The organism is Nonomuraea sp. NPDC003201 (assembly GCF_053590415.1).
The window spans coordinates 1-6,149 of the sequence record NZ_JBSFTC010000473.1; the positions used below are offsets into that span (position 1 = coordinate 1).

Genomic DNA, 6,149 nt, shown 5'->3' on the forward strand with positions numbered 1-6,149 from the left:
CGCCGCCGCGTCGGCGCCGGTGGCCCGCAGCCGCGCGGCGACGCGGTCCAGCTCTGCGGCGTCCGGCTCGGCCACGGGTTCGCCACGCGGGCCCAGCCGGGCGGAGATCTCGACGATGAGGTTGCGGGGGACGAGGGGCTCCTCCTTGCCCGCGTACAGGTCGAAGGAGGACGGCATGCGGCTGCGGCCGATCTCCAGGATGTCGCGGTAGCCCTCGGTCACGACCAGGGCGATGCGCGCGCCGCGCCGCTGGATGACGGCGTTCAGGCCGATCGTGGTGCCGTGGACGAGGCCCGAGACCTCGTCCGGCCGCAGGTCCGCGCGGGCGAGGAGGGCCGCCAGCCCGTCCGCGACCGCCAGGGACGGGTCGGCGGGCGTGCTCGGCTCCTTGTGGTGCACCACGAGGCCGCGGTCCGGTACGGAGGCCACGAGGTCGGTGAACGTCCCCCCGACGTCGATGCCGATCCGCGCGCCGGTCGCGGTCGCCGTACCCGTGCTTGTCATAGGGCCTCCGAAATGCGAGCGAATCGGTCCGCGACCACCATCACCACCACGCTCGCCGCCATGAGCAGCGTGGACACCGCGGCCATCGACGGGTCGAGCTGGTACTGCACGGCCGAGAAGATGCGCAGCGGCACCGTCGTGGTGTTCGCGCCCGCCACCAGGGCCGTGACGGCGACCTCGCCGAGCGAGGTGACGGCGGCGAGGACCGCGCCCGCGAGGATGCCGGGCCGCAGCAGCGGCAGCGTCACCGTGAGGAACACCCGGACCCGCCCGGCGCCCAGGCTCAGGGCGGCCCGCTCCAGCGCCGGGTCGAGCTGCGCGGCGCTCACCATGACCGCCCGCACCACGAACGGCAGCGCCACCAGCGAGTGCGCCAGCCACAGCCCGGTCACCGAGTTGACGAGGCCGACGCCGTGGAAGTAGTAGAGCAGGCCGAGCGCGACGATGATCTCCGGGACCATCAGCGGCGACAGCGCGAACCCCTGCAGCAGCCGCCGGCCGGGGAACGACCCCCGCGACAGCCCATACGCCGCCGGCGTCCCGATGACCACCGTCGTCGGCACCACCAGGAGCACCAGCAGGCCGCTCAGCCGGAACGAGACCTGCCAGTCGGGCGAGCCGAGCACCTCGGCGTACCAGCGCAGCGACAGCCCCGACGGCGGGAACGCCATCGAGCCCGCCCGGTTGAACGAGCTCGTCACCAGCACGACCAGCGGCGCGATCAGGAACAGCAACACCAGCGCCGCCAGGGCCGCGGCCACCAGCCGCACGATCCTGTCGTAGCCCCGCTCACCCATGAAGGCGCCTCTCCCAGATCCGGAACACGCCCGCCAGCAGCCCCGTGGACACGACGGTCAGCGCCAGCAGCGCGAAGCTCAGCGCCGCCGCCACCGGGTAGTCGAACACCGTCGTCACCTGGTCGTAGACCCGGATGCCGGTCAGCGGCTGGGTCACCCCGCCGACCAGCAGCGGCGTGATGTAGATGCCCATGGCCAGCGCGAAGACGATGAGGGCGCCGGTGACCGCGCCGGGCAGGCTGAGCGGGACCGTGACCCGCAGGAACGTCCTGACCGGCCCGGCTCCGAGCGTCTGCGAGGCCCGGTGCAGGTTGCGGTCCAGCCCGCCGAGCGCCGTCGTGAGCGGGATGATCGCGAACGGCAGCAGCACGTGCGTCACCGCGACCACGACGGCCGGGTAGCTGGTGAGCAGCTGGGCGGGCTGCTCACGCAGCCCGGAGGCGACGAGCGCCCGGTTGACGAGCCCGTTGCCGGACAGCAGCACGACCCATCCGTAGGTGCGTACGACCACGCTGGTCAGCAGGGGCGAGATCACGATGACGAACAGCAGGGTCCGCACGACGCCGGGCCGCCGGCGGGCCAGGAAATACGCGGCCGGGTACGCCAGCGCCACGCACAGCACCGCCACCAGGAGCGCGGTGGCCAGGGTCCGCAGCAGGGAACTGTAGAAGTACGGCTCGGTCAACACCCGGGCGTACTGCCCGAAGGTGAATCCTGGCAGCGCCGCGTTGAAGGCGTCGACAGGGCTGAAGCTGAGCCGCAGCAGCCCTACGAGGGGGACCAGGAACAGGGCGGCCAGGAAGGCGACGAGCGGCAGGATGTACGGCAGGCCCGCCCAGCGGCGTGTCACGGCGACTCCGTTTCCAGGAGGATGACGTCGGCCGGATCCCAGCGCGCGAGCACGGACGTGCCCGCGCTGGGCGGATCTCCGGCGCCGGTGTCGGCGACCCGCACGCTCAGGGTTCGCCCGTCGGCCAGCCGCACCTCCACGTGCCAGGCGTCCCCGGCGAAGGCCCGATACCCCACCGTCCCGGCCACGCCGCCCGTAGCTGGGCCGGCCTCTGGGCCCGGTGTGGCCAGGCGGATGCGTTCGGGGCGGACGGCGACGACGGCGCGCCCGCCCGGCCGCAGCGACAGCGGGCCGCACTCGACGACGATCCCGCCGGAGTCCAGCGCGCCCGAGCCGGTCACCGTGCCCTCCAGGACGTTGGCCGCGCCGATGAACTGCGCCACGAACCGGGTCGCCGGCCGCCGGTAGACCTCGTCGGGGCTGCCGAGCTGCTCGACCCGGCCGCCGTTCATGACGGCCACCCGGTCCGACAGCGCGAGCGCCTCCTCCTGGTCGTGCGTGACGAAGACCATGGTGGTGCCGATGCGCCGCTGGATGGCGCGCAGCTCCACCCGCATCTCCCTGCGCAGCTTGGCGTCCAGGTTGGACAGCGGCTCGTCCAGCAGCAGCACGGCGGGCCGGATGGCCAGGGCGCGGGCGAGGGCGACCCGCTGCTGCTGCCCGCCGGACAACTGGCGGGGCCGCCGACCGGCGTACCCCTCCAGGCCGACCAGGCTCAGCGCCTCCCGCACCCGCTCGTCCCGCTCCCGCCGGCCGAGCCGGCGCACGCGCAGCCCGTACGCCACGTTGGCGGCCACGGTCATGTGCGGGAAGAGCGCGTAGTTCTGGAACACCATGCCCAGACCCCGCCGGTACGGGGGCCGCCGGGTCACGTCGGAGCCGTCGATCACGATCCGCCCGGCCGTGGGCTGGACGAACCCGGCGACGCAGTTGAGCAGCGTCGTCTTGCCGCAGCCGCTGGGCCCGAGGATCGACAGGAACTCGCCCTTGCGGATCGACAGCCGGTCCAGGTCGAGCACGCGCGCGCCGTCGTACCCGGCGGCGAGCCCCTCGATCTCGACGTGCCCGCCGCCTTCTTCCGGGGTCAGCCGAAGATCTGGTTCCACCGCTGCTGCCATTCGTTCAGCTTCGGGGTGGCGACCGCGTAGTCCACCCAGATGAACTTCTTGAAGACGTCGGGACCGTGCTTCACCTTCTGCTCGAACGGCTCGCTGTAGGAGATCGAGTCGTTGCCGGCGGCGTACCAGGTGCCCTCGGCGAACGGCTTCTGGTTCTGCGCGGCCGTCAGGTGGTCCAGGAACTTGATCGCCAGGCCGCCCTTCTGCGTCCCCGCGGCGATGAAGTACGAGGTCAGCGCGCCGACGGGGCCGGACTTGGGGTAGGTGAAGCCGATCGGGGAGCCGGCCTGGGCCATGGCGAAGGCGCGGCCGTCCCAGAAGGGCATGATCCAGGCGTCGCCGTTCTCGATGACGGTGGCGGCGTTGCCCGCGTTGGCGGGGAAGGAGGACACGCAGCCTTTCAGCGTCGCGAGCCTGTCGAACGCCTTGTCCACGGCGGCCGGGTCGGACAGCGTGCCGCCCTGGGAGGTGACCAGGGCGGAGAAGAACTCCAGGCCGGGGTTGTAGGTGAGCGGCGGGAGGGCGACGTGGCCGCAGTACTGCTTGTCGAAGATGTCCGCCCAGTCCGCGGGCGGCGTCTTGATCTTGTCGGTGCGGTAGAGGAGGCCGGTGGAGCCGGTGGTCAGCGGCACGCCGTACTGCTTGCCGTCGTACGCGGACTTGCCGGCGAGCACCGGGTCCAGCTCCTTGAAGTGCGCCAGTTTGTCGGTGGCCAGCGGCTGGAGCAGCCCGGCGGAGGCCGCGGGCAGCGACGCGTCCGGGGTGAACGCGATGACGTCGAACGGCGGGTTCTTGCCGCCGGCCGCGCGCAGCTTGGTGAGCCATTCGGCGTTCGCGCCGTAGACGAGGTTCACCTTGGCGCCGGTGTCGCGTTCGAACGGCTCCACGAACGACTTCTTGAACAGCTCTCCCCACGCGCCCGCGAACGCGGTCACCGTGAGCTCCTGCTTCGCCGCGCCGCCAGTGGAGCCGCCGGTAGAACCGCCAGTGGAGCCGCCAGTGTCGACGCCGCCGCAGGCCGTGACCGCCAGCGCGACCACCATGCCCAGTCCCGCGAGGCGAGTGAATCCGCCCTTCATCTTTCCCATTCCTTTTCGAGTTCCTCTTCGAGCGGCCGGCCAAGGGCGCAGGGCAGCACGACTCGACATCCGCGCTTGCCGCGAGCAGCACCGTTCGGCTCGACGACCGTGTCATCACCCGGGGCACCCCGCCGCGGTGGGAGGGTTGCCGTCCAGCAAGCCGGGGCTTCGCACTGGACTCGTGACATAAGCGACTATATCAGTAGGATTTGCATGAATAGGACACAGGGGGATGGATCAGCCGTTGATCAGGGCGTCGCCGAGGGGCGTGCGCGCGTACAGGACGCCGCGGCCGACGCGGGTGCCCGCGATCAGGCCCGTCCTGCGCAGCGCCGCCAGATGGCCGCCCGTGGTGCCCAGGCTCTGCCCGAGCAGGGCCGCGAGCTGGGTGGTGGTGGCGGGCGCGGCCAGCTCGGCGAGGATGCGGGCGCGGCTGCGGCCGATCAGGGCCGACAGGTCGGCGTCGGCCGCGGCGGGCGGGGCCGCGGCGCCCCTCGCGGGGTAGATCATCGCGTACGGCCAGGCGTCCTCCAGGTAGGCGCCGACGGCGGTCGTGAACGCCGACGGCAGGAAGAGCAGCCCCTTGCCGCCGAGCCGACGCAGCCCGTGGAGGCTGGTCAGCTCGACCTCGATCTGCCCCCGGGGCCGCCAGTGGACCTGCGGGCTGAGGTCCTCCAGCGCCGCCGCCCAGCCGTAGGCGGCCAGCCGTCCCGCCCGATGGGCGACGTCGCGCTGCAGGATCGCGCGGAAGCGCGGCCACTCGTGGGAGACGACCTCCGTCCAGAGCGCCCCGTACGCGTCGGCGAACCGCTCCACCACCCGCGGTCCCGCCAGCAGCTCCCTGACCCCGCCCGCCGCCGGCCGCCCGGCGAGCGCCCGGGCGATCTCCGCGTGCGCCTGCTCCAGCGGCGTCCTGCGCATGGCGGCCAGCTCCGCCTCGAACGGCACGTCCACCGCCGTCGGCGGCGGGGCGATGAAGGCGACGTTCGTGCCGCGCCGGTTGCCGCTGATCGCGTCCGCGGCCCGCAGCACGGGGTGGACGCGTTCGAGCTCCCGGTACGTGCCCCGCCACCGAGCGGCCCACCGGCCGTGGACGCCCGCCTCCAGCCGGCCCGCCAGCACCCACTGCGCGTGCATGGTCTCGATCAGCGGTGAGATCGCGAACCTGGTGGCCACCAGGTCCTGCGGGGTGACCTCGATTCTTACGGGCACCTTTCGGTTATATCCGAAAGAGTCGCCAGTTCGCCGGTCCGGTCCGCACCATCGTGGACGTGAATGGCGCGACGTTCGGCGAGGTGTTCGCCGTCAAGGAGTTCCGGGTCCTGTTCGGCAGCTTCGCGCTGCTGGTCGGCGGGGACTCGATCAAGATGCTGGCCCTGTCCGTGCTGGTCTATGCGCGGACCGGCTCGGCCGGCCTGTCGGCCGCCGCGTACATGGCCGGCTGGCTGCCGTTCATCGTGGGCGGGCTGTTGCTGCTCTCGCTGGCCGACCGGCTGCCGCCGCGGGCGTTGATGGTGACCGGCGAGGTGGTCCGGGCGGTGACGTGCCTGCTGCTGGCCTACGCGGGGCTGCCGGTCTGGGCGATGCTGGCGCTGGTGCTGGTCACGGGGCTGTTCACGCCGGTTTTCTTCGCCGCGCGGGCGGCGATGCTGCCCGACGTGCTGCCCGGCGACGCGTTCGTGCTCGGGCGGTCGGTCCTGAACGTGGCCTCCGCGAGCGCGCAGATCGCCGAGGCCATGGCGTCCAACATCGGCGGCGCGTCCACGCTGGTCGGCGACCCGCCGAACATCATCATCGGCAG

The 6,149-nt window shown here is 72.5% G+C and carries 6 protein-coding genes, 1 pseudogene and 1 riboswitch; of the genes and pseudogenes, 1 reads left to right on the plus strand and 6 read right to left on the minus strand.

Annotated features, from left to right (window positions below):
- The 6 genes from ACWDX9_RS58205 to ACWDX9_RS58230 all read right to left on the minus strand — a co-directional run.
- The coding region (locus ACWDX9_RS58205) for a hydantoinase/oxoprolinase N-terminal domain-containing protein (RefSeq protein WP_449971958.1) at positions 1–504 on the minus strand (504 nt) is incomplete at its 3' end.
- Positions 501–1,301: an ABC transporter permease gene (locus tag ACWDX9_RS58210; RefSeq protein ID WP_449971960.1), complete on the minus strand. Its 801-nt coding sequence runs from the start codon at positions 1,299–1,301 to the stop codon at positions 501–503. The genes ACWDX9_RS58210 and ACWDX9_RS58205, both read right to left, overlap by 4 nt.
- A complete protein-coding gene (locus tag ACWDX9_RS58215; protein ID WP_449971963.1) occupies positions 1,294–2,151 on the minus strand; it encodes an ABC transporter permease in 858 nt (285 codons plus the stop codon). The genes ACWDX9_RS58210 and ACWDX9_RS58215 overlap by 8 nt, the downstream gene beginning before the upstream one ends.
- Positions 2,148–3,257, minus strand: a complete 1,110-nt coding sequence (locus tag ACWDX9_RS58220) for an ABC transporter ATP-binding protein (protein ID WP_449971965.1) — start codon at positions 3,255–3,257, stop codon at positions 2,148–2,150. The genes ACWDX9_RS58215 and ACWDX9_RS58220 overlap by 4 nt, the downstream gene beginning before the upstream one ends.
- A complete protein-coding gene (locus ACWDX9_RS58225; protein ID WP_449971967.1) occupies positions 3,236–4,348 on the minus strand; it encodes an ABC transporter substrate-binding protein in 1,113 nt (370 codons plus the stop codon). Before ACWDX9_RS58225 ends, ACWDX9_RS58220 begins: the two co-directional genes overlap by 22 nt.
- A 66-nt stretch (positions 4,349–4,414) precedes the next feature.
- Positions 4,415–4,535, minus strand: a riboswitch (SAM riboswitch).
- Between the two features lie 50 nt (positions 4,536–4,585).
- Complete coding sequence (locus ACWDX9_RS58230) at positions 4,586–5,560, minus strand: helix-turn-helix domain-containing protein (protein ID WP_449971970.1); 975 nt, start codon at positions 5,558–5,560, stop codon at positions 4,586–4,588.
- A 59-nt stretch (positions 5,561–5,619) separates the two neighbouring features.
- On the opposite strand from ACWDX9_RS58230, the pseudogene ACWDX9_RS58235 reads away from it, so the two are divergent.
- Positions 5,620–6,149 (plus strand): annotated as a pseudogene (locus ACWDX9_RS58235) (MFS transporter); the annotation flags it as partial.